The organism is Nonomuraea mesophila, assembly GCF_004352805.1.
Classification (GTDB): Bacteria; Actinomycetota; Actinomycetes; order Streptosporangiales; family Streptosporangiaceae; genus Nonomuraea; species Nonomuraea longispora.
Genome location: NZ_SMLD01000387.1, coordinates 1 through 1,071 on the forward strand (window position 1 = coordinate 1; position 1,071 = coordinate 1,071).

Below are 1,071 nucleotides of genomic sequence, written 5' to 3' on the forward strand. Positions count from 1 at the left end.
GTTGCCGTGCTCGACCTCGACCCCCTTCGGCCGGCGACCTCGCGTACGTGATCTACACCTCCGGCTCGACCGGCCGGCCGAAGGGGGTCGAGGTCGAGCACGGCAACCTGGCCAACCTGCTGCTCGCGATGCGCGACCGGCTCGGCGCCGGGCCGGGCGACACCTGGCTGGCCCTCACCTCGCCCGCGTTCGACATCAGCGCCCTGGAGCTCTACCTGCCGCTGATCACCGGCGGCCGGGTGGTCGTCGCCCCGCGCGGCGCCGTACGCGGGCCGGAGGCGCTCGCCCGGCTGGCCGCGGAGGAGGGCGTCACGCACGTGCAGGCCACGCCGTCGGTCTGGCGGCTGCTGCTGCCCGGCGGGCTCTCGGGGACGACCGCGCTCGCGGGCGGCGAGGCGCTGCCGCCCCGCCTCGCCGCCGAGCTGCGCACCCGCTTCGAGCGGGTGGTCAACGTGTACGGCCCCACGGAGACGACCATCTGGAGCACCGCAGGCGAGCCGGGCGAGCCGGTCACCATCGGCCGGCCCATCGCCAACACCCAGGTCTACATCCTCGACGCCCGGCTGCGTCCCGTCCCGGTGGGGGTCACGGGCGAACTGTGCGTCGGCGGGGCCGGCGTGGCGCGCGGTTACCGGGGCAGGCCCGGCCACACGGCCGAACGGTTCGTCCCCGACCCGTACGGGCCGCCCGGCGCTCGCATGTACCGGACCGGCGACCTGGCCCGCTACCGGGCCGACGGCGAGATCGAGTTCCTCGGCCGGGCGGACGGCCAGGTCAAGCTGCTCGGCCACCGGGTGGAGCTCGGCGAGATCGAGGCGCGGCTGCGCGAGCACCCGCGGGTCGCCGAGGCGGCGGTGATCGTCCGGGGCGAGGGGCCGGACGATCACCGCCTCGTCGCGTACGTCGTGCCCGCTCCCGGGGAGGCCCCCGAATCCGCCGCACTGGCCTCCCACCTGAGTCGCACGTTGCCGCCCGCGATGTCCCCTACCGCCTACGTCCTGCTGGACGGCCTCCCGCTGAACCCGGTCGGCAAACTCGACCGGGTTCAGCGGGAGGCCGTCCAGCAGGACG

1 protein-coding gene is annotated in these 1,071 nt (G+C 75.8%); it reads left to right on the plus strand.

Translation table 11 applies throughout. The features are described from left to right. Window positions 1-47 precede the first annotated feature (47 nt). Window positions 48-1,071: amino acid adenylation domain-containing protein (locus E1295_RS48190; RefSeq protein ID WP_246081266.1), on the plus strand; the 1,024-nt coding region annotated here is incomplete at its 3' end.